Raw genomic sequence first — 24310 nt, 5'->3', positions numbered from 1 at the left:
ACCGGCTGTGGACCGACTGCGGACGGTCTGGGGGACAGCGTCGAAGTCTATGCCCCGGCACTGACACACGCGGGTCGTCCCCACGTACCTTCATGCGGGAACCGGGCACTCCCGCGTGGCGTCGCCCGTTGAAGACGGCGGAAGCGCTGTCGTACCCGTACCTGCACATTCACGCACCACCCGTCCTGCACCAGGAGGCACCCCGCGATGTCGGTCCCCCAGCTCAACGACGAGCAGCGCGGCGAGGAGATCCTCGCCGTCTTCGACACCGCCTTCGGCCGGCTCCTGGCCGCCGACCCGGCCGCGTTCCGGGTGAAGTTCCGCAAGATGGCGGCCTCCGCGTTCGCGTTCTACCGGGGCACGGCGTGCCTCTTCTACCACGACCTCGACGCCGAGAAGCGCGGCGGTCCGTACCTGGACGACCGCACCTCGCGCGTGTGGATCCACGGCGACCTGCACGCCGAGAACTTCGGCACGTACATGGACTCCAACGGCCGGCTGGTCTTCAACGTCAACGACTTCGACGAGGCCTACGTCGGCCCCTTCACCTGGGACCTCAAGCGCTTCGCGGCGTCCATCGCCCTCATCGGGTACGCGAAGGCGCTCAGCGACGCGCAGATCACCGAGCTGGTGACGGTCTACGCCGCCGCCTACCGCGAGCGCGTCCACGCGCTGGCCACGGGCGCCAAGCGGGACGAGGTGCCGCCGTTCACGCTGGACACCGCGCAGGGTCCGCTGCTGGACGCGCTGCGTGACGCCCGCTCGCTGACCCGCTTCGAGCTGCTGGACTCGATGACCGAGATCCGCGACTTCGAGCGCCGCTTCGCCCCGGGCGGCGGCTCCATCGAGCTGGACGCCGCCACCCGCTACAAGGTCCTCGCGGCCTTCGACGGCTATCTGGAGACGCTGCCGGACGCCTCCCTGGCGCGCCCGGACTCCTACCGGGTGAAGGACGTCGTGGGCCGCCGGGGCATCGGCATCGGCTCGGCGGGCCTGCCGTCGTACAACATCCTCCTGGAGGGCCACAGCGACGCCCTGGAGAACGACGTCGTGATCTACATCAAGCAGGCCCAGACCCCGGCCGTCTCCCGGCACATCACGGATCCGGCGATCGCGGAGTACTTCCAGCACGAGGGCCACCGCACGGTGATCTCCCAGCGCGCCCTCCAGGCGCACGCCGACCCGTGGCTGGGCTGGACCGAGCTGGACGGCACCGGCCAGCTGGTCGCCGAGGTCTCGCCGTACGCCGTGGACCTGGACTGGGGCGACATCGACGACCCGGAGGAGATCGCCGCCGTCGTCGCCGACCTGGGCCGGGCCACGGCCACGATGCACGCGGCGGCGGACGACACCTCCGGCGAGTCCCTGGTGCCGTTCTCCACCGAGCGGGCCATCGACGCGGCGCTCGCGGCCGACGAGGAGGGCTTCGCGCCCCTGCTGGTGGACTTCGCGCACGCGTACGGCGCACGCGCGCGTGCGGACCACCAGATCTTCGTCGACCTGTTCCGCAACGGCCGGATCCCGGGGCTTTAGGTCCCGCCGGTTCACAGGCACCCTTTAGGGGTCCCTTACCGGCGTACGTGACAGACTCTCCTCTCGCTATGGACATATCCGGGACTCCGCTCAGAGCCGTGCGCGCGGCGCTGTTCACGGCCTTCGTCGTGACGCTCAGCACCGCGTCGCACGTGCTGCTGTCCCGTGCTCCGCTGCCGGCGGCGACCGTGGGCGCGGTCGCCGCCGGGGTGTTCCTCACCGCGTACGCGCTGGCGGGCCGCGAGCGCGGCTTCGGACGGATCGCGGCCCTGCTGATCCCGCTGGAGCTGGCCGCCGACACGGTGTTCACCACCGGTCAGCACACCTGTTACGGCCGGGCGGGCGGCCCGATCGCCGGCCCGCTGCGCGCGGTCGGCCTGGACGTGCTGTGCGAGGGGCAGGTGGGCACCCCGCTGGCCCAGGTGACCAGCGACCCCGGGCACATCGGGGCACTGCTCGCCCACGCCAGCCCGGCCGCCGCCTGGCTGCTGCTCGCCGCGCACCTCGGGGTGGGTCTGCTCGCCGCCGCCTGGCTGCGCCGGGGCGAGCGGGCGCTGGCCCAGCTGCTGTGCGCCGTAGCCGCCTCCACGTTCCGGCCGCTGCTGCTGGCGGTGGCCGCGGTCGCCGTACGGCCGCTGCCGGCCCGCCGGCTGCCCCGGCCGGCCCCGCGCCGCGCCGCCGCCCGCGACCGGCTCCTCGTGCACTCCCTGGGACGGCGTGGACCGCCGTGCTCCCCTGCCGCCGTCTTCGTCTGAGCGACGACCGCTCCCGCGGGAGCGACAGCCGCTCTCCGACGGCCCGACGGCGCCTGAGCACGACCAGTCCCCCACACGTATCCCGCGTACGACGTGTGCGCGTCCCACATGGAGATCACTATGAGCAAGCGGAACAGCCAGGCGGCGAAGACGGCGGCCCGGGAGCGGCTGCGCCAGGAGCGCGAGCGGCAGGCCAAGCGCGACAAGGTCAGGCGGCAGCTGGTCGTCGCCGCCTCGGTCGTGGGCGTCCTGGCCGCGGCCGGCGGCATCGGTTACGCCGTCGTCCAGATGAACAAGCCCGCCTACTGGGAGGCCGCGAAGGACCACAGGCTCGTCAAGCCGGCCAACACCTCCGGCAAGGACGGCACGACGATCGTCCTCGGCAAGAGCAGCGCCGAGAAGACCCTCGTCCTGTACGAGGACCCGCGCTGCCCGGTCTGCGCGACGTTCGAGCAGACGGTCGGTCCGACGGTGAAGAAGGACCTCGACGCAGGCAAGTTCAAGATCCAGTACGTCGGCGCCACCTTCCTCGACAACAGCCTGCCGGGCGAGGGCTCCAAGAACGCGCTCAGCGCCCTCGGCGCCGCTCTGAACGTCAGCCCCGAGGCGTTCCTGGAGTACAAGTCCGTGATGTACTCGGCGAAGTGGCACCCCGCCGAGACCGACGACAAGTTCAAGGACGACGCCTACCTCATCAAGATCGCCGACACGGTCCCCGCCCTGAAGGGCAACGCGGCGTTCCAGAAGGCCGTGAAGAACGGCACCTACGACCGGTGGGCACTGGAGGAGTCCAAGGTGTTCGACAAGGACGGCGTCAGGGGCACCCCGACCCTGCGGATGGACGGCAAGAACCTGACCGGTGCCGACGGCAAGAACGCGCCGATGTCCGTCGCTGAGTTCAACACCGCGCTGGAGGCGGCCCTCAAGGACTGACCCGACGTCCCGTCGAACTGCGGGCGAACTTTTGCGGGTTCGCCCGCCTTGACGCGTACCGATCAGTAACCTGATCGGTCGTGACCAGTCGATACAGATCAGCCGAGGCCGCAAACGGCCTCGATCCGCTTCCGCCCCGCCGCCGTACGGTCGTCAAGGCCGCGGCGGCGGCCGCTGTCCTGGCCGGCCCGCTGGCCGCCGCGCTGCCGGCCCGCGCCGCCACGGACGCCCCCGCCTTCCTGCACGGTGTCGCCTCCGGCGACCCGCTGCCCGACGGCGTCCTGCTGTGGACCCGGGTGACCCCGACCCCGGAGGCCATACCGGGCTCCGGGGCCGGCCCGGACACCGAGGTCAGCTGGGTCGTGGCCCGGGACAAGGCGTTCAGCACCATCGTCGCCAAGGGTTCCACCACCGCGACGGCCGCCTCGGACCACACCGTCAAGGCCGACATCCGCGGCCTGGCACCGGCCACGGACTACTGGTTCCGCTTCTCGGCCGGTGGCACCGACTCCCCGGCGGCGCGCACCCGCACCGCGCCGGCGGCGGACGCGGACGTGTCCGGTCTGCGCTTCGGCGTCGTCTCCTGCGCCAACTGGGAGGCCGGCTACTTCTCCGCCTACCGCCACCTCGCCGCCCGCAACGACCTGGACGCCTGGCTGCACCTCGGCGACTACATCTACGAGTACAAGTCCGGCGAGTACGCGGCCCGGGGCAAGGTCGTCCGCCCGCACGCCCCCGCCAACGAGATCCTCACCCTCGCCGACTACCGGATCCGGCACGCCGAGTACAAGACGGACCCCGACCTCCAGGCGCTGCACCTGAAGGCGCCGGTCGTCGCGATCTGGGACGACCACGAGTTCGCCGACAACGCCTGGTCGGGTGGCGCGGTCAACCACACCGAGGGCGCCGAGGGCACCTGGGCGGCCCGTCAGGCCGCCGCCAAGCAGGCCTACTTCGAGTGGATGCCGGTCCGCCCGGCCATCGCCGGCACCACCTACCGGCGGCTGCGCTTCGGCAAGCTCGCCGACCTGTCGCTGCTGGACCTGCGTTCGTTCCGCTCCCAGCAGGCGTCCACGGCGAGCGGCTCGGTGGACGACCCGGAGCGCACGCTCACCGGGCGCGCCCAGCTGGACTGGCTGAAGGCCGGCCTGAAGGCCTCCGACACCAGGTGGCGGCTGGTCGGCAACTCGGTGATGATCTCGCCGTTCTCCTTCGGCTCCCTCTCCGCAGACCTGTTCAAGCCGCTCGCCAAGCTGCTCGGGCTGCCTCAGGAAGGCATCGCCGCCAACACCGACCAGTGGGACGGCTACACCGACGACCGCCGCGAGCTGCTGGCCCATCTGCGCTCCAACGCCATCGGCAACACCGTCTTCCTGACCGGTGACATCCACATGGCGTGGGCCAACGACGTGCCGGTGGACGCGGGCACCTACCCGCTGTCGGCGTCGGCCGCCACCGAGTTCGTGGTGACCTCGGTGACCTCCGACAACCTGGACGACATCGTGAAGGTGCCCGAGGGCACCGTCTCCGCGATCGCCTCACCGGTCATCAAGGCCGCCAACCGGCACGTCCACTGGGTGGACACCGACCGGCACGGCTACGGCGTGCTGGACATCACCGCCGACCGGGCGCAGATGGACTACTACGTCCTGTCCGACCGCACCAGCGCGAACGCCACGTCCAGCTGGACGCGCTCGTACCGCACCCGCAGCGGCACACAGAAGATCGAGCGGACCTACGACCCGGTGTAAGAGCGCACCGGAGCGTCCCGCTCAGCCGAGCGACTCGAGGAAGCCGAGCGCCACCCGCCAGGTGGCCTCGGCGGCCTCGGCGTCGTAGTCCGGCAGCCCGGGGTCGGTGTACAGGTGCCCGGCACCGGCGTACCGGTAGACCTCCACATCGGCGCCGGCCCGGCCCATCTGGAGATACCAGGCGCTCAGCCAGTCGTCCGTCTCGAACGGGTCGGGCTCGGCCACGTGCAGCTGCACCGGCAGCTCGTCCACGTGCGCGGTGGGCGCGATGTCCGACGTGCCGTGCAGGAGCAGCAGCCCGCGCGCCTTGTCGTCGCCGAGGGCGAGGGTCTGGGCGACGGAGGCCCCGAGCGAGAACCCGGCGTACACCAGCCCCCGGTCCGAGTACGGCGCCGCCGCCAGCACGGCCCGCTTCAGCAGTTCCTCCTTGCCGATCTCCTCCTTGAACCCCATGCCCTCCTCGGCGGTGTCGAACGTGCGCCCCGCGAAGAGGTCAGGCGTCCACACCTCATGGCCCGCAGCGCGCAGCCGGTCCGCGGCGTCGTGCACCGCGGGCCTGAGCCCGTAGGTCGAGTGAAAGAGCATGATGTTCATGAGGCCATGGTGCCAGCCGGGCACCGGGCCGTGCCGCGGCCCATACCCACACACGCGCCGAACTCACATGTTCATGCCCCGCCGAAGCCGGTTAGGTTCCGAGGCATGGAGAACGTAGTCCGCCCCGTGATCGTGGTCGGCGTCTCCGTGTTCCTGACCGTTCTCATCGGCTGGGCCACGGACGTACTGCTGCGCAAGGCCGACGAGCGCCACAGCGAGACCCCGCTGTGGGGCCTGCTGCGGCGGGCCCGCGTGCCGTATCAGCTGGTGCTGTGCGCGGCCCTGCTCAGAGGCTCCTACGACGAGGCCGAACTGTTGCAGGAACACCGGACCGGCATCGGCCGGACGCTGACCCTGGTGCTCATCGGGGCCGCGGCCTGGCTGGTGATCCGGATCGCGGCGGCCGTGGTCGAGACGACGTACACCCGTTACGCGCGTGTCCACCACGACGCCGCCCGGGTCCGGCGGGTCCGCACCCAGGTGACGCTGATCATGCGTGTGGTGTCGGCGATCGTCGGGGTGGTCGCCGCGGCGGCGATGCTGCTGACGTTCCCGGCGATGCGCGCGGCCGGCGCGTCCCTGCTGGCCTCCGCCGGAGTCCTCGGCATCGTGGCCGGCGTCGCGGCGCAGTCCACGCTGTCGAACATGTTCGCCGGGCTTCAGATCGCCTTCGGGGACATGGTCCGGCTCGGCGACACCGTCGTCGTGGACGGCGAGTGGGGCACGGTCGAGGAGATCACCCTGACCTTCCTGACGGTACGGACCTGGGACGAGCGCCGGATCACCATGCCGGTGTCCTACTTCACCTCCAAGCCTTTCGAGAACTGGTCCCGCGGCACCCCGCAGATGACCGGGATCGTCTACTGGCACCTCGACCACAGCGTGCCGATGGAGGCGATGCGCGAGAAGCTGCGGGACATCCTGCGTGCGTGTCCGGCCTGGGACGGCCGCGCCTGCAGCCTGCAAGTGACGGACTCCACGCCGAACACCGTCCAGGTGCGTGCCCTGGTGACCGCGAAGGACGCGGACGACATCTGGACGGTCCGGGTCACGGTGCGCGAGGAGATGATCACCTGGCTGTCCGCCGAGCACCCCTACGCGCTGCCCCGGGTGAACACGGCGGAGTCCGTGCTTCCGCCCCACCGCATCCCCTCCCCCGACGGCGCCTCCCTCCGCAGGGCCTACGACTTCCCCCGCACCGGAGGCCGCGGCTGACCGGGGGCCGGGCCGCAGGGCGGGCGCTCAGTGGCCGCGCTCGGCACCTCCGTTCACCTGGATCACCTGGGAGGTGATGTGCCCGGCCGCGGGCGAGGCCAGCCAGTACAGGGTCTCGGCCACGCCACCCGGCGTGCCGGCGCGACCGTTCGAGGTGTCCCCGACCACGGCGAAGGCGTGCGCCGCCGCCCGTCCGATTCCCGTGCCGCCCCCACTGATCACGATGTTGCGACTCATGATCCGAGCGTAGGAGCGATGCGCCGGGGGTGCCGGGAGTCATCCACAGGATCGGCACATTCATATGACTATCCGGGCACGTATGGACGCACCGCTCACCGCGGACCGTGCTCGGCCCGCCGCGGCCGGCGCTCGGCCCACCGCAGGCGGCACGCGCCACACCGCCTGCGGCACGCGTCCCACCGCAGACCGCGCATGCCGGACCGCGGGCCGCGGACGTCTCACCGCAGGCTGCGCACGTCGAGATGGCGCAGCACCCGGTCCACGACCTCCGGATCCGCCCCCGGCTCGCTCCGCGCGGCCAGCACCTCGTGCCGGGCGGCGCTGAGCATCTCGCCCTGGATGCGCCGCACCCGCTTCAGCCGCCTGGCCCGCTGCCGCTGCGCCTCCCGCCGTTCCGCCTCCCCCATGTCCGGGCTGATCCGGATGCCGATGTCGTAGGCGCGCCGGAGCATCTGCTCGGACAGCTCCTCGGGCAGCTCCTCCACCTGCTCGATCTCCCGCAGCCGGCGTTTGGCCGCCTTCGCGGCGCGCACCGCCAGCTCCTTCTCGAACTCCTTCTCCCGCACGGAGTCGGCCCGCACCCCGAGCCGCTTCACCAGCCAGGGCAGCGTCAGCCCCTGCACCACCAGCGTGCCGACGATGACCCCGAAGGCGATGAAGATGATCTCGTCCCGGTCCGGGAACGGAGAGCCGTCGTCGGCCTTGAGCGGCACGGCCAGCGCCAGCGCCACCGAGGCCACCCCGCGCATACCGGACCACCACATCACGACGGTCTCCCGCCAGCTCACCGGGATCTCCTCGTCGTAGTCCCGCCGTGCGTGCAGCCGCTTGGTCAGCCAGGTCGCCGGCAGCAGCCACATCAGCCGTACGACGATCACCACCCCCACGACGGCGGCCGCCCAGCCGAGCATCTCGCCCCACCGCCCCTGGGCCGTGCGGACGGCGTTGTGCAGCTCCAGACCGATGAGCCCGAAGGCGACGCCCGTGACGAGGGTGTCGATGATGTCCCAGAAGGTGTGCCCGGCGAGCCTGGTCATCACGTCGTCCGCGTCGGTGGCGTACTCGGCGAGGAAGAGCGCCGCGGTGAGCACGGCGAGCACCCCGGAGCCGTGCAGCTTCTCCGCGAGCACGTAGGAGGCGTACGGCACCAGCAGGGTCATGCCGATCTGGAGGGTCGGATCGCCCAGCAGGTCCATCGCCTTGTTCGCGCCCCAGCCCAGCACGAGGCCCACGGCCAGCGCGACGACGGCCGACAGCACGAGGTCCAGCCCGGCCCGCCAGGGCGAGAACGCGCCGCTCACGGCGGCGGCGATCGCCACGTGGTACAGCACGATGGCCGTCACGTCGTTGAAGAGCCCCTCGCCCTCCAGGATCGACACCAGTCGGCGCGGCAGTCCGAGCTGCCCGGCGACGCTGGTCGCGGCGACCGGGTCGGGCGGTGCGATCAGGGCGCCGAGCGCGACGGCTGCGGCGATCGGCAGCCCGGGCACGATCGCGTTCGCGACGAGCGCCACGCACACCGTCGTCACGAACACCAGGGCGACGGCCAGCAGGAAGATCGGGCGGATGTTGGCCGCGAACTGCCGCCAGGAGGTCCGGCGTACGGCGGCGTAGAGCAGCGGCGGCAGCAGCCCCGGCAGGATCAGCTCGGGCGGGATGTCGACGTTGGGCACGAAGTCGACCACCGCCAGCACCCCGCCGAACAGGGTCATCAGCACCGGCGCCGGCACCCCCATCCGGTCGCCCACCGGGACGCTCACCAAGGCCCCGAGCAGCAGTACGAACAACAGAGCCAGCTGATCCACGGACGGCACTCCGGGGGTCGACGATCACACGGCAGACCTCAAGTCTGCCACCGCCACCTGCGGATTCCCCACGACCGCCTTGGTCCGACCCGCGTGTTCGCATACACTGCTCGCCCACCCGAGACACACCGCCGCCCGACCGCCAACGTCTTTCAGCGACCGTAGGATTGACGTCTTGTCAGCTCAGTCGGGCCGAGTTCCGCCGCGCCGGTCGCCGTCCTCGGCACCCTCCTGGAGGTCACAGTGGACATCGAACTATCCGACCTTCTCGCGTCCTTGCGCTCCGAGATCGAGGCCGCCCGCGCCGAGGCCGACGGCAAGGACGTCCGGTTCCGGATCGATTCCGTCGACCTGGAACTCCATGTCGCCGTCGAGAAGACGAAGCAGGTCAAGGGCGGTGTGAAGTTCTGGGTGCTCTCCGGTGACCTCACCGGCGGGTCCAAGGACACCCGGACCCATGTCATCAAGCTGCGCCTGTCCCCCGAGACGTACGACGGGCAAGGACAGCCGACCACGGTGCTGACCGGAGATGACGTCTCCGACCTGATCGGCTAGGGACGGGTATGGGGGGCGGGGTCGACCACGGGGCGCGCGTCGCGGAAGTCCTGGTGCGGCAGGGCGGGGACACGGAGTACGGCTCGGGCTTTCTCATCAGCAAGAGTGTGGTGCTCACCGCCCGGCACCTCCTGCGGCCGACGACGGCCGCCGCCGGCCCGTACACCATCAGCGTCATGCTCGGCGGCTCGGAGGAGAGACTCCCCGCCGACGTGGCGTGGCGCTCGAAGACCCAGGACCTGGCGCTGCTCAAGCTGCGCGCGCCCGTGCCCGGCGTACCCCTGGTCCGCTTCGGCCGCCTGCCCTCCGCGCCCGGCACGGTGCAGGTGTCCGCCAACGGCTTCCCCCGCTTCGCCCATCGCCCGGAGCGGCCGGGTCTGGCCGGACGCGACAGCTTCGCGCCCGCGGGCGCGGTCCGGCTCGGCTCGAACCTGAAGTCCGGCATGCTGGACATCGCGATCACCGATGCGCCCAGCTTCCCGGCCCCGGAGGCCGAGCTGTGGAAAGGCATGTCGGGCGCCGCCTTCTTCACCACGGAGGGACACTTCCTCGTCGGCGTGCAGCACCAGTGCCGGACCGTCACGGGAACGAACACCGTCGAGGCCGAACCGATCGCGGGTGCGCTGGAGGATCCCGGCTTCAGGGAAGTGCTGAAGACGGACGGCATCAGGGCGGCCAAGCTCAGGCCCACCGACGTCTCCCAGGCCGGCGGTGAGGACACCCTGGCCGCGGTGGTCGAACAGAAGGACCTGCTCGCCGGCCTGACCGGCTTCAAGCGGAACCTCATCTCCGATCACCTGCCGTTCGTCTCCCCGGGGGACGACCACGAGGCCGACCCCGAAAGGATCATGAGCCGCATCCTGGACGGCGACGACACCGGGCTGCTGCTCGTCGGCTCGGCCGGCACCGGGAAGACCCGCACCGGCATCGAGGTGGGCCGCGTGGCCCACGAGGCCGGCTGGCGGGTGCTGCACGTCAGGCCCGGCGGATCCGCGTCACTCGTCGACGAGATCGCGAAGGCGGTCCTGGCCGGCTCCGAGGACGTCCTCGTCGTGCTCGACTACCTCAACCTGTTCATCGCCGACAAGGAAGGCGAGTCACCGCTCGACCTCGAGGCGGTCAAGGGCCGTCTGCTCCCCGACGCCAAGAAGGCCGGCATCGAGGTGGTGTTCCTGGCGTCGGTGCGGCCGGGCTGGCTTCAGCAGCACAGGAGCCGCCTGCGGTCCTTCTTCGGCGAGGTGCATCTGCGGCAGGACGAGGAGTTCATGCGGGCCGTCACCGACCAGGGCCTGCACCACCTCGCCCGGACGGCCGTGGACGAGTACGGCCTGCCCCGCATGCGGCGGCTGTGCGGCCACCGCCCCATCCTCACCCTGCTCATCGCCTCCGAAGTGGAACGCCGGGTCGTGCGCGGTCTCGCCCCGCCCAACCTCGCGGGCATGCGCGAGGGCGGGGAACTCGCCAAGTGGCTGCACGCCCGGCTGCACGAGGACGCCCTCACCGTGCCCGCTCCCCGGTCGCCCCTCGACGGCGTGCACGCCACCGACGACCTCGTCGCCGCCGCGGCCGCCGCGGCGGCATGCCCGCAGCCGGAGGCCGAGGTCCGGGAAGCGGCCCGCGTCGCACTGGCCACGACGGCGAGCGGCGCCGGGCGGGCCGACACCGTCGTCGACGCCCTGATCGGGCTCGGCTGGCTGGAAGGCGAGCGCGGGCACCTGGAGGTGGCCCACGACATCGTCTGCGACCAGCTGACCGATTCGGTGATCCGCCCCGACGGCACCCGGGTCGACAAGCCCCGCACCCACGACCTGCTGGCCGGCTGCTTCACCGAGGCCCGCACCATCGGCCGCTACGCGACGAACCTCGCCCGGCTGCTCGACGATCTCGCACTGCGGCAGCGGGACGCGGAGGTCGGCGACGTCCTCGCGGACTGGTTCGCCGGGAACGCCGCCGCCATCGGTGACGTCATGCAGCGCGACCCCGACGTCGGCGGCTACGCGCTGGGCGCGATCTGCTCGGGCCCTCCGTGGGCCGGCGCCCTGGCGGAGCACTGGTCCGAGATCGTCGCCCCCTGGCTGGAGGAGTACGGCGACACCGTCAACGCCCGCCATGTTCTCCGCCGCGGCCTCAGGCACCTGCCGACCGACGCCGCTCAGCGCCTCGTGCCCACCGCGCTCCGCTGGCTGGAACTCCACAACCGGCGCCGCGAGGGCAGCTTCGTGCTGACCATCCTGCTCGAACGCGACGAGGTCGGCGCGCGGTTCCTGCCCGACGTCCTCCAGGCGACCGTGACCTGGCTCGCCGACAACTCCTCCCTCGCCGAGGCGAGCCACCTGCTCGCCAAGATGCTGACGCGCAGGGACCTGACCGCGCACCAGGAACAGCGGATCGTCGCCGCCGCCCTCCGGTGGCTCGGCCACCACAAGGGCAAGCGCGAGGCCACGTATGTGCTCGCCCCCCTTCTGGACCACCCGGCCCTGCGGCTCAACGCACGCAAGGCCGTCCAGGCGGCCGAGCAGTGGCTGCGGGAGTACAGCACGTGGCCGGAGGCATGGCGGGTGCTCGCCAAGCTGCTCTCGCGCGACGAGCCCACCCGGGACGCGCGGCGGACGGCCTTCCGGCACGCCGGGGAATGGCTCGGCACGAACGGTCACCGCCAGGAGGCCAGTCACGTGCTCGGCAGGCTGCTCACGCGCGGCGACCTGACCGACCCCGAGCTGCGCGGCGCGGTACGGTCCGGCATCGGCTGGACCCGGGCCCAGCCGATCGAGTCCAACTGGACGTACGTACTGGAACTGCTGCTCAAGCGACCCGACCTGACCGACGCCGAACGCGCGACCACCGTCCGGCTCGCCGACGAGTGGCTGGAACACCATGTCACGGACACGGCCGCGGACTTTTTCATCCGCACCGTGCTCGAAAGGCCCGACCTGACGCCCGAGGAGACCCGGCGGACGGTGGCCTACGCCGATGCCTGGCTGCGGCTGCACGCGCTGGAGCACAACGCGGACCGCATCATCAACTTCCTCCTCACGTACGACGGCCTCACCGCGGACGAACGCGGAATGGCGACGCGGTACGCCGAGCGGCGGCTGGAGGGCCAGCCGCACGACGAGGAGAACAGCTACGCCCTGGTCAGGCTGCTGGGGCAGCGCGACGTCTCCGAGGAGGAGGCCGCGGGACACGTGTCGGCCGCGCTGGACTGGCTCGCGGCGCACGGGACCGGCCCCTCGGCCAGCCACGTCGTCCGTGCCCTGCTGGAACGGCCGCACCTGGCCCACGACGTCATGACCCGGACGTCCGCCGTGGCCCTGGCCTGGCTCGACCACCATCCGAACGGCACCGGCACCAGCTTCGTCCTCGGAGCCCTCCTGTCCCGGCCCGACCTGCCCGCGGAGTCCGTGCCGGCCACCTTGTCCCGGGCGATGGCCTGGCTGACACCGAACCGTCTCGAACATGCGGCGGGCGTCGTCCTGTTCAACCTGCTCCTGCGGCGGGACATCGACAGGCTGGACCTGGACGGCGAGCACGTGCGCGCGCTCTTCGACCTGTCCTTCGCGTGGCTCGACCGCCACGAGACCGACGTGCCCATGTCGGGTCGCGTCCTCGGCAGCCTGCTGTTCCGGACCGACCTCGAACCGTCCGAGACCGAGCGGGCCGTCTCCCGGGCGCTGCCCTGGGCACGGCGCCATCTCGACAACCACTGGGCGGAGCGCACGGTACGCGCCCTGCTGCGCCGCGAGGAACTGGACGAGGCCGACCGCCGCACCGTGGTCGAAATGGCCACCGTCTGGGCGCACACACACGGCGAGCACCCCATAGCGGCCAACGTCCTCATCGAACTGCTGGGGCGGACGGACCTCACCGGCGAACAGCGGTCCCGGGTCGAGGCGGCCGGTTCCAGGTGGGTGGCGGTGAACCCCGGCAGTCCGAAGATCGCCGCCGTCCACGCGGCCAGGGACAGGGCCGCCGCGGCCGCGGAGGCGGCCGGCTCGCTCTCCGAGGCGCTCGCCCGGCTCGAGCGGAGCAACGGCGAACTGCCCTCGTTCGACCGGTTCAGGGACCTGCTCGGCCGGCGGCTGCTGACCCAGGACGCCTTCGAGTCGATCGCCTCCGTCGTCCTGGAGTGGACGGAGTCCCATCCGGACAGCCAGGACAGCGCCTGGCACCTCGGCTTCCTCCTCAGCAGGCAGCGGCTCACCGGCGCGGCCCTGGACCACGCGTTCGGCACGGCGGAGCGGTGGCTGCGGCGGCACGTCCCGGCGCCCCAGGCCAGCTCCGTGCTGACCGGCGTGCTCGACCGGAGAGACCTCGGCGAGGACCGGCTCCGGGCGGTCCTGCCGCACGTCGAACTCTGGCTGCGGGGTCACGCCGCCTTGGAAGACGCCCAGCACGTGCTCAGGAAGCTGCTCGCCCGCCACGACCTGGCGCCGGCCGAGCAGCGGAAGGCGGTGGGCACCGCTCTGCGGTGGCTGGAGTCGCACGACGGCATCGACCAGGCAGCACACATCCTGGCTCCTCTCAACGCGTCGCCGTGGCTGACGCCGCGGGACGTCTCCGCGCTGGTGGAACACTCGCTGACCTGGATGAGCGCCGAGCGCGGCGGCCGGGACATCCAGTCCGTTCTGGAGCCCCTGCTCGAACGTTCCGACCTGACCCCGGCCCAGCTGACGAAAGTCGCCTGCCGCGCCCTGAGCTGGTGCGACGGCAATCTCGGCGAGATCAGCGCACCCAGGCTGCTGAAGGTGGTCCTGTGCCGTACGGAGATCCCGGGCCATGTCTCGGCCGCCTCGGTCGACCGGGCCTACCACTGGATCCGGCCCGACCCGACCGCCTTCGACGCCTGCTTCTTCCTCGACGCCCTGCTGCGCGTGCGCGACCTGCCGGACGACCGGCTCACCTCCGTGGTCACCTGGTCCTTCGACTGGCTGGACACGCACATGCCGCAGTTCAAGTCCCGCCTGGTCCTGCGCTCCCTCCTCGCGCTGGACCACCTCGGCCGGGACCGGGCACGCCAGGCCGCGGACCACGCGCTGACGTGGCTGCGCAGGTACGAGGCGCGCCTCGTGTCCGATCCTTCGAAGGGACACGGCCAGGAGATCGTGGAGCTGCTCCTCGTGCGCACCGACATGAACGAGGACGCGGCCGAGCGGGCACGCCACTTCGCGACGCTGTTCGGCCTGGCCGGGTGAGTCGGGGCGGATGACTCGGGGCGGATGACCGGCCGGGTGACTCGGGGCGGGTGGCCCGGGGCGGCGGGCCCGAGCCGGGGCCGGCCTCGCCCACGTCCCGCCCGCCGGGCCGTGTCCCACCGGCCCCGGCGCATCGGCCGGGCCGTGTTCTACAGGCCCCGGCGCATCGCCCGGTGGGGTATGCCGGCGTCCGGGAACTCCGGGCCGTACGCCGTGTAGCCGAGGCGCTCGTAGAAGCCCAGGGCGTGGGTCTGTGCGTGCAGGTCCACCCAGGCGAGGCCACGCGCGCGTGCCGCGTCCTCGATGGCGCGCACCAGGGCCGCGCCGACGCCGAGCCCGCGCGCCGCGCGAGAGACGGCGAGCCGCCCCAGCGAGCCGACCGACGGGTCCCCGCCGGTCTTCTTCGCCGCCGCCTCGCCGTACAGCAGCCGGCCGGTGCCCAGCGGCACCCCGTCCTCGCGGACCGCCAGCACATGCACCGCCACGGCGTCGTGGGCGTCGTACTCGATGTCCTCGGCGACGCCCTGCTCGACCACGAAGACCTCCTTGCGGACCGCGAAGCATGCCTCGCGGTCGGCGGGGTCCTCGGCGATCCGGACCGTGTAGGACGCCGGGCTCACGCCCACGTCTCCTCCCGGACCTGGTCGAGGGCCTTCTGCAGGTCCTCGGGGTAGTCGCTCGCGAACTCCACCCAGCCGCCGTCGCCGGGGTGCTCGAAACCGAGGCGCACGGCGTGCAGCCACTGGCGGGTCAGCCGGAGCCGCTTGGCGAGGGTCGGGTCGGCGCCGTAGGTGAGGTCGCCGACGCAGGGGTGGCGGTGGGCGGACATGTGGACGCGGATCTGGTGGGTGCGGCCGGTCTCCAGCTTCACGTCGAGCAGGGAGGCGGCGCGGAAGGCCTCGATGAGGTCGTAGTGGGTCACCGACGGCTTGCCCTCGGCCGTGACCGCCCACTTGTAGTCGTGGTTCGGGTGGCGGCCGATCGGCGCGTCGATCGTGCCGCTCGTCGGGTCCGGGTGGCCCTGGACGAGGGTGTGGTACCGCTTGTCGACCGTGCGCTCCTTGAACTGGCGCTTGAGCGACGTGTACGCGTACTCCGACTTGGCGACCACCATCAGGCCCGAGGTGCCGACGTCCAGGCGGTGCACGATGCCCTGGCGCTCGGCGGCGCCGGAGGTGGAGATCCGGTATCCGGCGGCGGCGAGACCGCCGATGACGGTCGGGCCGGACCAGCCCGGCGACGGGTGCGCGGCCACGCCGACCGGCTTGACGATCACGACCACGTCATCGTCGTCGTGCACGATCTCCATGCCCTCGACCGGCTCCGCGACCACCTGGACCGGTGCCGGCGCCTGCGGCATCTCGACCTCGAGCCAGGCGCCGCCGCGCACCCGCTCGGACTTGCCGACCACCGCGCCGTCGACCTGGACCTTGCCGGCCGCGGCCAGCTCCGCGGCCTTCGTGCGGGAGAAGCCGAACATGCGGGAGATGGCGGCGTCGACGCGCTCGCCCTCCAGGCCGTCGGGCACGGGCAGGGTTCGGATCTCGGGAATCGTGCTCACCCGTCGAGTATGCCGGACGGCTCAGCCGCGCCCGAACGAGCCTGTGGACAAGTGCCCCGGCTCAGTCCTTGTGGACCGTGCCGTCGGGGTCCAGCCCGCGGAAGGACAGCAGCACGATCAGGATGCCGCCGCACACGATCGCCGAGTCGGCGAGGTTGAACACCGCGAAGCCCTTGGGCGCGATGAAGTCCACCACCTCGCCCTCGAAGACGCCGGGCGCCCGGAAGATCCGGTCGGTGAGGTTGCCGAGGGCGCCGCCGAGCAGCAGCCCGAGCGCGATCGCCCAGGGGAAGCTGTACAGCTTGCGGGCCAGCCGGATGATCACCACGATCACGGCCGCGGCGATCAGCGTGAAAATGATCGTGAAGGCCGCGCCGAACCCGAAGGCCGCCCCCGGGTTGCGGATCGCGTGCAGCTCCAGCAGGTCCCCGACGACCCGGATCGGGGCGTGGCCCTCCAGCCGGGACACGACGAGCAGCTTGCTGACCAGGTCGAGGGCGTAGGCGAACACCGCCACCGCGAACAGCACGGCGATCCGGCGCCCGCGACCGGTCCGCGACGGCGCCGGGGTCTGCCGCTCGCCCGCGCCGGCGTCCCCGGCCGCGCCGGAGCCGGCGGGTGCTCCGGCCGCCGTCGTCCGCCCGTCGTCGCCGTCCGGGGTGTCCGGCGTACCGATGATGCGCTCCGCCTCTGCCACGTGAGTCCCTCAACCTAGGTGCCTGACTGGGGACGAGACTACGGCACGGTCCGGCGCCGCCCCACGCTCAGGAGCGACGTTCCTGCTTCTGCTTGCACTCCACGCACAGCGTGGCCCTCGGGAACGCCTGCATGCGGGCCTTGCCGATGGGGTTGCCGCAGTTCTCGCACAGGCCGTAGGTACCCGCGTCCAGCCGTTCCAGGGCTCGCTCGGTCTGGGTGAGCATCTCGCGCGCGTTGGCGGCGAGGGCCAGCTCGTGCTCGCGCGTGATGTTCTTCGTGCCGGTGTCGGCCTGGTCGTCGCCTGCGCCGTCCCCGGAGTCCCGCATCAGGCCGACGAGGGACGCCTCGGACGAGCTGATCTCCTCTCGCAGCCGCTTCAGCTCGGACTGGAGCTCCGCGCGGGCCTCGTCGACCTCCTCCGCGGTCCAGGGGTCCTCACCGGGGCGCACCGCCAGCTCGCCGGGCTCCACCGCGGCAGCCCGCGCCTTGGGAAGGGCGGTCTGTTCCGCCGTGGCCGTGCCAGGAGTCTTCTTCGCAACCACCGTCGTGGCTCCCGTCTGCTTCGCGGCGTGCGCCGCGCCCGCTTTCTTGGCCGTGCCCTTCTGGGCCGCCCCCTTCACCGCGGCCTTCTGACCAGTGGTTTTCTCGGCGGCGGTCTTCTTGGCGGCCGTCTTCGGGGCCGCCGAACCCTTGTGGGCCGGCTTACCGGCCGCCACCGCACCGCCGGTCGTCGCCTTCTTCCCGGCCGTCTTCTTGCCGGCCGTCTTCCCGGTCGTCGCGTCGGCGCCCGCCGCCGCGGCGTCCGTCCTCTTCGCGACCGTCCTCTTCGCGACCGCCTTCCTCGCGACCGCCTTCCTCGCGACCGCCTCCGTGGCGACCGAGTTCCTGGCGGCCGACTTCTCGGCGGCTGTCGTGCCCGGAGCCGTCTTCTTGGTGGCAGGCCTCGCGCCGGTCTTCCCGGTCGCCGGCTGCTGTACGGCGGTCTTCTTCGCCACCATGGCCGCGACCCCTTCACATACTGTGATGTTGCTCGCGAATCGTTCTGGGACGATAAATCGACTTCAGTCCCGCGGCAACGGGGCACACCGCCCGATTCGCCCGCCCGCACCCCCGAGCCGCGGGCCTGCATCCGTTGTGCCCCGCTCCCCGCCGGGTAATCCGCCGCGACCGGCCCGCCCGAACCCGGGCAGCCGCCCCCTCGCCATTCGGGTCACGCGGCCCGGTCGCACGGCGTCCGCCGTCGCCGCGCGGAAAACCGGTCCGCCGCTGTCCGTGCGGCGCCGTACACTGGGCGGAGCGAGAAGCGTGGATGGGGACGAGTAGCGGCGTACGCAGCCCAGAGCGACCCGGGGACGGTGTGAGCCCGGGGGCGAGCGCGACGTGAAGATCACCCCGGAGCCGCCGGAAGAAACCCGCAGCCTCAGCGCTGCGGCGAGTAGAGCCGGCTTCGCGACCCCAATGAGGGGGCTCACCGGCGCGTACGGCGTGGCGGAGGGCCAAGGAGGGTGGTACCGCGGGAGCGCGCCGCACACGGCGTAGACAGGAACGAAGGCTCTCGTCCCTCCGACGGAAGGCAGCAAGTCCGTTGGAGGATGCTCGCAGATGACAGCGCCGACGTACCGCCAGGTGCCCGCCCAGGTCGACCTGCCCGCGCTTGAGCACGCGGTGCTCGACTTCTGGCGCGACCAGAAGATCTTCAGCAAGAGCCTGGAGCAGTCCGAGGGCCGCCCGGAATGGGTGTTCTACGAGGGCCCGCCCACCGCCAACGGCATGCCCGGCGCCCACCACATCGAGGCGCGCGTCTTCAAGGACGTCTTCCCCCGCTTTCGCACCATGCGCGGCTACCACGTGGCCCGCAAGGCCGGCTGGGACTGCCACGGCCTCCCGGTCGAGCTGGCCGTCGAGAAGGAGCTGGGCTTCTCCGGCAAGCAGGACATCGAGGCGTACGGCATCGCCGAGTTCAACGCCAAGTGCCGCGAGTCCGTGACCCGGCACACCGACGCCTTCGCCGCGCTGACGACCCGCATGGGCTACTGGGTCGACCTGGACGACGCCTACCGGACCATGGACCCCGAGTACGTGGAGTCGGTCTGGTGGTCGCTGAAGGAGATCTTCTCCAAGGGCCTGCTGGTCCAGGACCACCGTGTCGCCCCCTGGTGCCCGCGCTGCGGCACCGGCCTGTCCGACCACGAACTGGCGCAGGGCTACGAGACGGTCGTCGACCCGTCCGTGTACGTCCGCTTCCCGCTCACCTCCGGCCCGCTCGCCGGCGAGGCCTCGCTGCTGGTGTGGACGACGACCCCCTGGACCCTGGTGTCCAACACGGCGGTCGCCGCGCACCCCGAGGTCACCTACGTCGTCGCCACCGACGGCGAGGAGAAGATCGTCGTCGCCGAGCCGCTGGTCGCCAAGGCGCTCGGCGAGGGCTGGGAGCCGACCGGCCGGTCCTTCACCGGCGCCGAGATGGAGCGCTGGACCTACCGGCGCCCGTTCGAGCTGGTCGAGTTCCCGAGCGTCAGCGAGGGAACCGATGGGCACAGCCCTGAGCCGGCGCACTACGTGGTGAACGCCGAGTACGTGACGACCGAGGACGGTACGGGCCTGGTCCACCAGTCCCCCGCCTTCGGTGAGGACGACCTCAAGGTCTGCCGCTCCTACGGCCTGCCCGTGGTCAACCCGGTCCGCCCCGACGGCACCTTCGAGGAGGACGTCCCGCTGGTCGGCGGCGTCTTCTTCAAGAAGGCCGACGAGAAGCTCACCGAGGACCTCCAGCAGCGCGGCCTCCTCTTCAGGCACCTGCCGTACGAACACAGCTACCCGCACTGCTGGCGCTGCCACACCGCGCTGCTCTACTACGCGCAGCCCTCCTGGTACATCCGCACGACGGCGATCAAGGACCGTCTCATCCAGGAGAACGAGAAGACCAACTGGTTCCCGGAGACGGTCAAGCACGGCCGCTTCGGCGACTGGCTGAACAACAACATCGACTGGGCGCTGTCCCGCAACCGCTACTGGGGCACCCCGCTGCCGGTCTGGCGCTGCGAGGACGACCACCTCACCTGCGTCGGCTCCCGCGCGGAGCTGTCCGAGCTGACCGGCACGGACCAGTCGAACCTCGACCCGCACCGCCCGTACATCGACGAGGTCACCTTCGCCTGCCCGCACGAGGGCTGCGGGAAGACGGCCACACGCGTGCCGGAGGTCATCGACGCCTGGTACGACTCGGGCTCGATGCCGTTCGCGCAGTGGGGCTACCCGCACAAGAACAAGGAGCTGTTCGAGAGCCGCTACCCGGCGCAGTTCATCTCCGAGGCGATCGACCAGACCCGCGGCTGGTTCTACACGCTGATGGCCGTCGGCACGCTCGTCTTCGACAAGTCGTCGTACGAGAACGTCGTGTGCCTCGGCCACATCCTCGCCGAGGACGGCCGCAAGATGTCCAAGCACCTGGGCAACACCCTGGACCCGATCCCGCTCATGGACCGGCACGGCGCGGACGCGGTGCGCTGGTTCATGGCGGCCGGCGGTTCCCCGTGGGCGGCCCGCCGGGTCGGCCACGGCACCATCCAGGAGGTCGTCCGCAAGACGCTGCTGACGTACTGGAACACGGTCGCCTTCCAGGCGCTGTACGCCCGCACGTCGAACTGGGGGCCGTCCGCGGCGGACCCGGCCCCGGCCGAGCGGCCGGTGCTGGACCGCTGGCTGCTGTCCGAACTGCACGCGCTGACCGACCAGGTGACCCAGTCGCTGGAGGCGTACGACACGCAGCGCGCCGGCAAGCTGCTGTCCGCCTTCGTCGACGACCTGTCCAACTGGTACGTCCGCCGCTCGCGCCGCCGCTTCTGGCAGGGCGACAAGGCCGCGCTGCGCACGCTGCACGAGGTGCTGGAGACGGTCACCAAGCTGATGGCTCCGATCACCCCGTTCATCGCCGAGCGGGTCTGGCAGGACCTGGTCGTCCCGGTCAGCCCGGGTGCGCCGGAGTCCGTGCACCTGGCCGCCTGGCCGGAGGCGGACCTGACGGCGATCGACCCGGAGCTGTCGAAGCAGATGGTCCTGGTCCGCCGGCTGGTGGAGCTGGGCCGCGCCACGCGCGCGGAGTCGGGCGTCAAGACCCGCCAGCCGCTGTCCCGTGCGCTGATCGCGGCCACCGGGTTCAGCTCCCTCGACCCGGAGCTGCACACCCAGATCACCGAGGAGCTGAACGTCGAGGGGCTGGCCTCGCTCAGCGAGGTCGGCGGCAGCCTGGTCGACACGACCGCCAAGGCCAACTTCCGGGCGCTCGGCAAGCGGTTCGGCAAGCGCGTCCAGGACGTGGCGAAGGCCGTCGCGGGCGCCGACGCGGCCGCCCTCTCCCTCGCGCTGCGCGAGGGCACGGCGTCCGTGGAGGTCGACGGTGAGACGGTCACCCTCGCTCCGGACGAGGTGATCATCACGGAGACCCCGCGCGAGGGCTGGTCGGTGGCCTCCGACTCCGGTGCCACGGTGGCGCTCGACCTGGAGATCACGGAGGAGCTGCGGCAGGCGGGCCTTGCCCGCGACGCGATCCGGCTGATCCAGGAGGCCCGCAAGAACAGCGGTCTGGACGTCGCCGACCGGATCGCCCTGCGCTGGACCTCCACGGACCCGGCGGTGGCCGCGGCGCTCACCGAGCACGCCGGGCTGATCGCCGACGAGGTCCTCGCGACCGACTTCGCCCAGGGCGAGGCGGACGACACGTTCGGCGAGCCCTTCACCGACGAGGGGCTGTCGCTCGCGTTCCGCCTCCGCAAGGCGTAACCACCGGAACGCCGAAGGCCCGGCCCCCCGAGCGGGGGCCGGGCCTTCGGCGTCACGGCAGAGCCACTGGACGCGCCGGAGCGGGCCTGAATTCGAACCGGCGACCTCCTCCTCACGGAAGAGCGACCGGACGCGCCGGAGCGGGCCGGATTCGAACCGGCGTCCTCCTAGATGCCATCGAGGCGCGACGACCATCTGCGCTACGCGCCCCGGCGCACGGAGGACGTTACCAAGGCCGGTCATCGAACGCTCACCGGTTTTCGAGGGCTGCCCGTCGGAGCGGGAACCGTGTGCCCACGCGGCGGAGCCGCCCATCGACGCCGCCCCGCGCCCCTCGGCACCGCCCCGGCCCGGCACCCACACGTCAACACGCGTAAAAAGGGCGGGCCCCCTGGACCGAAGTCCGGGGGGCCCGCCCTGGTGGACGCTGCCGACGCCGTTGTCGTACTGGTCGCGAAGACCGGTCAGTTGTCGTCCTCGTCGATCAGGAACCCACGCATCGGCGAGGGAGCCTGACCCATCGGGGACGGGCCCTGCGGACGGACCGGGGCCATCGGCTGGGTCATGGCCGGGGTCATCTGCTGCTGGCCGCCGTAGGACGGGGCGGACGGAGCGGGCGAGCCGCCCATCGTCTGGTTGCCGCCGTAGGACGGGGCGCTCGCGCCGGCCGGGGCCATGGAGGGCGCCGGGGACGGCGGCAGCGACGCGGTGGCCGGAGTACGCGGCGGGGCCAGGGAGTCGTCGGCCTGGGTCTCCAGCTGGCGCAGCTGCGACTCCAGGTACGACTTCAGGCGCGTGCGGTACTCGCGCTCGAAGCCGCGCAGATCCTCGACCTTGCGCTCCAGCGTGGCGCGCGCGGACTCCAGGGAGCCCATGGCCACGCGGTGCTTCTCCTGCGCGTCCCGCTCCAGGGCGTCGGCCTTGGCACGGGCGTCACGCTCCAGACCCTCGGCGCGGCTGCGGGCCTCGCCGACGATCTTGTTGGCCTCGGAACGGGCCTCGGCGATCGCCTGGTCGGCGGTCTGCTGGGCCAGCGAGAGGACACGGGCGGCGCTGTCGCCACCGGGGCCCTGACCGGGGCCGCCCATCGGACCGCCCATGGGGCCGCCCATCGGACCGCCCATCTGCTGCTGCATGGGCGGCTGACCACCCATCGGGCCCTGACCCATCGGACCCTGGCCCATCGGGCCGGGACCCTGCGGGCCGCCCTGACCGCCGGGGCCGGCGGGCAGCTGCGGGGCACCGCTCGGCAGCTGGGGCGGACCACCCATGGGGCCACCCATCTGCTGCTGCGGCGGGCCCGATATGCCGGCGGGCACCGGCGCGCCGGGACCTCGCATGCCCTGCTGCTGGGGATGCTGCTGCTCCTGCTCCGGAGGCTTGCGCATGTTCTGCTGGTTCTGCGCGGCGGCTCGCGTCGCCGCGGCCAGCTTGGCGCGCAGGTCCTCGTTCTCGCGGAGCAGACGGGTCAGTTCGGCTTCGACCTCGTCGAGGAAGGCATCGACCTCGTCCTCGTCATAGCCTTCTCGGAGGCGGACGGTCGTGAACTGCTTGTTCCGCACGTCCTCGGGGGTCAACGGCATCTCTTCACCTCAACGTAGTCATCGGCAGTCGGCAAGACCGGATCGTCCACCCTCATCTCACGAAGCTCTGCGCAATGGAGATGAGAATGTAGACGATGATCATCAGTACGAAGAAGGACAGGTCGAGCGCCACGCCCCCGAGACGCAGCGGCGGGATGAACCGCCGCAGAAGCTTCAGCGGTGGATCGGTGACAGTGTAGGTGGCCTCCAGTACGACCACCATCGCCTTGCCGGGTTGCCACGAGCGGGCGAACTGGAACACGTAGTCCATGACCAGCCGGAAGATGAGCACGACGAGGAACACCATCAGCGCGATGTAGATCACCTGCGCGAACACGCTCATGGCCTGCTGTTCCCTCTCCCCTGTTCCGTGCTCTTCCGTACTTCGATCGGGTCGTGCGTCTCAGCTCTGGTTGAAGAACCCGCCCTCTGCGATGCGGGCCTTGTCCTCCGCCGTGACATCGACGTTAGCAGGAGACAACAGGAACACCTTCTGCGTCACCCGCTCGATGCTGCCGTGAAGACCAAACACCAAACCGGCCGCAAAGTCGACAAGTCGCTTTGCGTCTGTGTCATCCATCTCAGTCAGATTCATGATCACCGGGGTGCCCTCACGGAAGTGTTCCCCGATGGTACGGGCCTCGTTGTAGGTCCGGGGGTGAAGCGTGGTGATCCGGTACGGCTCACGTTCCGACACGACCTTGGGCATGATCACCGGTGCGTTCTTCTCCAGGGACTGGCGTTCTTGTGTGATGGATGCCACGGGCGCGATGCGCGCCGGACGTCCGGATTCCGCGGCGAGCGAAGTCGAACGGGCTACCGGTTCGCGCGGCGCGGGCGGTTGCACGATTCGCACATCTTCGTCCCTTTGGGACTGATGTGCGCCATGCGCCTGGTGTGACGGCTCGTGCCGTCGGTGGTCCCGCTCGGGCTCCGGGTCCAGCTCGGGCTCGAAGTCGTCGTCGGGGTCGAAACCGCGGCCGTCGTACCCATCGTCCTCCACGAGGCCGAGGTAGACCGCCATCTTGCGCATCGCGCCGGCCATGCTCTGAGTCCTCCGCTCTGTGGTGGATCGACTGACGACTGCCAAGTGCCCGCGATCCACGTGGTCGCTG

General features: G+C 71.5%; 17 protein-coding genes, 1 tRNA gene and 1 pseudogene. 8 read left to right on the top strand and 11 right to left on the bottom strand.

What is annotated here, in order from left to right:
- The first annotated feature begins 207 nt into the window (after positions 1–207).
- From JK361_RS16165 to JK361_RS16150, 4 genes are all read left to right on the top strand, one after another.
- Entirely contained in the window at positions 208–1533 is a 1326-nt protein-coding gene (locus tag JK361_RS16165) for a DUF2252 domain-containing protein (RefSeq protein ID WP_201818193.1), read from the top strand.
- A 68-nt stretch (positions 1534–1601) separates the two neighbouring features.
- On the top strand, positions 1602–2288 hold the full coding sequence (locus tag JK361_RS16160) for a hypothetical protein (RefSeq protein ID WP_201818191.1): 687 nt from the start codon (positions 1602–1604) through the stop codon (positions 2286–2288).
- Between the two features lie 120 nt (positions 2289–2408).
- Complete coding sequence (locus JK361_RS16155) at positions 2409–3221, top strand: DsbA family protein (RefSeq protein ID WP_201818189.1); 813 nt, start codon at positions 2409–2411, stop codon at positions 3219–3221.
- Between the two features lie 80 nt (positions 3222–3301).
- On the top strand, positions 3302–4972 hold the full coding sequence (locus JK361_RS16150; protein WP_201818187.1) for an alkaline phosphatase D family protein: 1671 nt from the start codon (positions 3302–3304) through the stop codon (positions 4970–4972).
- Positions 4973–4993: 21 nt separating this feature from the next.
- On the opposite strand, the gene JK361_RS16145 is transcribed toward JK361_RS16150, so the two are convergent.
- Entirely contained in the window at positions 4994–5566 is a 573-nt protein-coding gene (locus JK361_RS16145) for a dienelactone hydrolase family protein (RefSeq protein ID WP_201818185.1), read from the bottom strand.
- Between the two features lie 105 nt (positions 5567–5671).
- Between JK361_RS16145 and JK361_RS16140 the strand changes: the two genes are divergently transcribed.
- Positions 5672–6781: a mechanosensitive ion channel family protein gene (locus JK361_RS16140; protein WP_201818182.1), complete on the top strand. Its 1110-nt coding sequence runs from the start codon at positions 5672–5674 to the stop codon at positions 6779–6781.
- 27 nt (positions 6782–6808) lie between these two features.
- Here JK361_RS16140 and JK361_RS16135 read toward each other — a convergent pair.
- Positions 6809–6943 (bottom strand): annotated as a pseudogene (locus tag JK361_RS16135) (oxidoreductase); the annotation flags it as partial.
- Positions 6944–7239: 296 nt separating this feature from the next.
- Positions 7240–8826 carry a Na+/H+ antiporter gene (locus JK361_RS16130; protein ID WP_201818176.1) on the bottom strand — a complete coding sequence of 529 codons (1587 nt, stop codon included), beginning with the start codon at positions 8824–8826 and terminating at the stop codon, positions 7240–7242.
- Between the two features lie 243 nt (positions 8827–9069).
- Here JK361_RS16130 and JK361_RS16125 point away from each other — a divergent pair, with 243 nt between their 5' ends.
- Positions 9070–9381 carry a trypco2 family protein gene (locus JK361_RS16125; RefSeq protein WP_201818173.1) on the top strand — a complete coding sequence of 104 codons (312 nt, stop codon included), beginning with the start codon at positions 9070–9072 and terminating at the stop codon, positions 9379–9381.
- An 8-nt stretch (positions 9382–9389) separates the two neighbouring features.
- Positions 9390–14573, top strand: a complete 5184-nt coding sequence (locus JK361_RS16120) for a S1 family peptidase (protein ID WP_201818171.1) — start codon at positions 9390–9392, stop codon at positions 14571–14573.
- 149 nt (positions 14574–14722) lie between these two features.
- On the opposite strand, the gene JK361_RS16115 is transcribed toward JK361_RS16120, so the two are convergent.
- The 4 genes from JK361_RS16115 to JK361_RS16100 all read right to left on the bottom strand — a co-directional run bounded on the left by JK361_RS16115 (position 14723) and on the right by JK361_RS16100 (position 17831).
- Positions 14723–15193 (bottom strand): GNAT family N-acetyltransferase, encoded by a 471-nt coding sequence (locus JK361_RS16115; protein ID WP_201818168.1) that lies wholly within the window; start codon positions 15191–15193, stop codon positions 14723–14725.
- Complete coding sequence (locus tag JK361_RS16110; protein ID WP_201818165.1) at positions 15190–16134, bottom strand: RluA family pseudouridine synthase; 945 nt, start codon at positions 16132–16134, stop codon at positions 15190–15192. Before JK361_RS16110 ends, JK361_RS16115 begins: the two co-directional genes overlap by 4 nt.
- A 61-nt stretch (positions 16135–16195) precedes the next feature.
- Entirely contained in the window at positions 16196–16831 is a 636-nt protein-coding gene (gene lspA, locus JK361_RS16105; RefSeq protein ID WP_201818162.1) for a signal peptidase II, read from the bottom strand.
- Positions 16832–16898: 67 nt separating this feature from the next.
- Positions 16899–17831, bottom strand: a complete 933-nt coding sequence (locus JK361_RS16100; RefSeq protein WP_201818159.1) for a TraR/DksA C4-type zinc finger protein — start codon at positions 17829–17831, stop codon at positions 16899–16901.
- A 604-nt stretch (positions 17832–18435) separates the two neighbouring features.
- Here JK361_RS16100 and ileS point away from each other — a divergent pair.
- Entirely contained in the window at positions 18436–21612 is a 3177-nt protein-coding gene (gene ileS / locus JK361_RS16095; protein ID WP_201818156.1) for an isoleucine--tRNA ligase, read from the top strand.
- A 136-nt stretch (positions 21613–21748) separates the two neighbouring features.
- Here the strand turns inward: ileS and JK361_RS16090 are convergent.
- The 4 genes from JK361_RS16090 to JK361_RS16075 all read right to left on the bottom strand — a co-directional run bounded on the left by JK361_RS16090 (position 21749) and on the right by JK361_RS16075 (position 24240).
- Positions 21749–21823 (bottom strand) — tRNA-Ala (locus tag JK361_RS16090).
- Positions 21824–22076: 253 nt separating this feature from the next.
- Positions 22077–23195, bottom strand: coding sequence for a DivIVA domain-containing protein (locus tag JK361_RS16085; RefSeq protein ID WP_201818149.1), 1119 nt, complete (start codon positions 23193–23195; stop codon positions 22077–22079).
- A 52-nt stretch (positions 23196–23247) separates the two neighbouring features.
- The gene (locus JK361_RS16080; RefSeq protein WP_059248823.1) at positions 23248–23538 is read right to left on the bottom strand and encodes a YggT family protein; all 291 of its coding nucleotides are present in this window, start codon (positions 23536–23538) and stop codon (positions 23248–23250) included.
- Between the two features lie 60 nt (positions 23539–23598).
- The gene (locus JK361_RS16075) at positions 23599–24240 is read right to left on the bottom strand and encodes a cell division protein SepF (protein ID WP_201818147.1); all 642 of its coding nucleotides are present in this window, start codon (positions 24238–24240) and stop codon (positions 23599–23601) included.
- Positions 24241–24310: the final 70 nt, after the last annotated feature.

It is taken from the genome of Streptomyces musisoli (assembly GCF_016741855.1).
Classification (GTDB): Bacteria; Actinomycetota; Actinomycetes; order Streptomycetales; family Streptomycetaceae; genus Streptomyces; species Streptomyces musisoli.
This window is presented reverse-complemented; position numbering and strand designations above follow the sequence as displayed.

Excerpts from the sequence above, each read along its gene's own strand:
- JK361_RS16165 (WP_201818193.1), top strand. The coding sequence starts at position 208 with ATGTCGGTCCCCCAGCTCAACGACGAGCAGCGCGGCGAGGAGATCCTC.
- JK361_RS16160 (WP_201818191.1), top strand. The coding sequence starts at position 1,602 with ATGGACATATCCGGGACTCCGCTCAGAGCCGTGCGCGCGGCGCTGTTC.
- JK361_RS16155 (WP_201818189.1), top strand. The coding sequence starts at position 2,409 with ATGAGCAAGCGGAACAGCCAGGCGGCGAAGACGGCGGCCCGGGAGCGG.
- JK361_RS16145 (WP_201818185.1), bottom strand. The coding sequence starts at position 5,566 with ATGAACATCATGCTCTTTCACTCGACCTACGGGCTCAGGCCCGCGGTG.
- JK361_RS16140 (WP_201818182.1), top strand. The coding sequence starts at position 5,672 with ATGGAGAACGTAGTCCGCCCCGTGATCGTGGTCGGCGTCTCCGTGTTC.
- JK361_RS16120 (WP_201818171.1), top strand. The coding sequence starts at position 9,390 with ATGGGGGGCGGGGTCGACCACGGGGCGCGCGTCGCGGAAGTCCTGGTG.
- JK361_RS16100 (WP_201818159.1), bottom strand. The coding sequence starts at position 17,831 with ATGGTGGCGAAGAAGACCGCCGTACAGCAGCCGGCGACCGGGAAGACC.
- ileS (WP_201818156.1), top strand. The coding sequence starts at position 18,436 with ATGACAGCGCCGACGTACCGCCAGGTGCCCGCCCAGGTCGACCTGCCC.
- JK361_RS16085 (WP_201818149.1), bottom strand. The coding sequence starts at position 23,195 with ATGCCGTTGACCCCCGAGGACGTGCGGAACAAGCAGTTCACGACCGTC.
- JK361_RS16080 (WP_059248823.1), bottom strand. The coding sequence starts at position 23,538 with ATGAGCGTGTTCGCGCAGGTGATCTACATCGCGCTGATGGTGTTCCTC.
- JK361_RS16075 (WP_201818147.1), bottom strand. The coding sequence starts at position 24,240 with ATGGCCGGCGCGATGCGCAAGATGGCGGTCTACCTCGGCCTCGTGGAG.